General features: G+C 69.6%; 1 protein-coding gene. It reads right to left on the bottom strand.

Annotation, left to right across the window (positions count from 1 at the left end):
• Positions 1–1,427, bottom strand: a 1,427-nt coding sequence (locus ACFVJX_RS36010) for a beta-ketoacyl reductase (RefSeq protein WP_385746760.1), incomplete at its 3' end; no start/stop codon positions are given.
• Between the last annotated feature and the right edge of the window lie 54 nt (positions 1,428–1,481).

The following is a 1,481-nucleotide window of genomic DNA, read 5'->3' as shown; positions in this document are numbered from 1 at the left end:
GCCGAACCCGCGACCGCAGCCACACGCCTCGACCGCACACGAATCAACGAACGCAACAACGCCGGAACCTCACCCTGCGCACGCAGCACCGGAAGATCCAGCCGCACCGGAGCCACCACAGCCCCACCCGAAGCCAGAGCCGCATCGAACAGCGCAACACCGAGATCCACCGACAACGCCGGCACACCCGCCCGCGCCATCCGCTCAGCATCCGCCTCCGACAGAGTCCCCGTCATGCCACCCGACTGATCCCACGGACCCCACGCCAGCGACACACCAGGCAAGCCCTGCGCCCTGCGACGCTCCATCAACGCATCCAGGAACGCGTTCCCAGCCGCGTAATTCCCCTGCCCCGCACTACCGAACAACGCGGCGGCCGACGAGAAGACCACGAAGGCGTCCAGGTCGAGCTTCTCTGTGAGCTGGTGCAGGTGCCAGGCGGCATCGACCTTGGGCCGCAGCACCTTGTCCAGCCGCTCCGGCGTCAGTGAACCCACCACACCGTCGTCCAGCACACCGGCCGCATGCACCACGGCCGACACACGGTGCCGCGACAGCAGCCGCTCCAGCGCGTCCCGGTCGGAGACGTCACACGCCTCGACCACAGCCTCGGCCCCGTGGAGCTCCAGCTCAGCCACCAACTCCTCGGTGCCTTCGGCGCCGAGTCCGCGACGGCTCACCAACAGCAGCCGTCGCACTCCGTGCTCCGCCACCAGATGCCGGGCCACCACAGCGCCCAGTCCACCCGTACCACCGGTGATCAGGACACTGCCCTCACCCGCCGCCCAGGCCAGGTCCTGATCGCCGTCGTCGGCAGTCGCGCGCACCAGTCGTGCTGCCAGTACCGCGCCGGCCCGAACCAGCAGTTGCGGCTCGTCGCCTTCCAGCGCCGACTGTGGAAGTGCCACCGGCTCTGCCGGGTCGAGGTCGATGAGCCCGAAGCATCCAGGGTTCTCCGACTGCGCCGACCGTACGAGACCACGCACAGCAGCCGCGGCCACGTCCTGACCACCCACAGCACCCCGCGTCACGAAGACGAACCGGGACTCGGCGAACCGCGCGTCCGACAACCGCTCCTGGATCTGCCCCAGCACCCGCGACGTCAACGACCGCACGACATCCGTCACCTCACCGGCTGCCTCACCGGCCACCGGAATCAACACCACATCCGGTACGGGTGCGTCGTCGGCCGCCAGCGCAAGCGGCTCCGCCGCGTACCCGGGAGCGAACCCGGCATCCCGCAGGGCGGCTACGAGGCCCCAGGTGTCCTCGCCGGCCAACGCGACACTGCGCGCAGCAGACGGGGAGACGGACGAAGGCACGGGCGTCCAGTCGAGGCGGAACAGCGCGTCCCTCGTCAGCGCATCCACACCACCGACAGCATCCGCCGGCAGAGCCCGCATCGCCAACGACTCCACCGACACCACCGGCGCACCCGACACATCCACCACAGCAACCGAAACAACACCCTCGCCCACACC

Origin of the sequence: Streptomyces sp. NPDC127177, from assembly GCF_042672475.1 — a bacterium.
In the GTDB taxonomy this organism is placed as follows: domain Bacteria; phylum Actinomycetota; class Actinomycetes; order Streptomycetales; family Streptomycetaceae; genus Streptomyces.
Note: the sequence above shows the minus strand (reverse complement) of the source record. Positions and strands in the feature narration are given on the sequence as shown.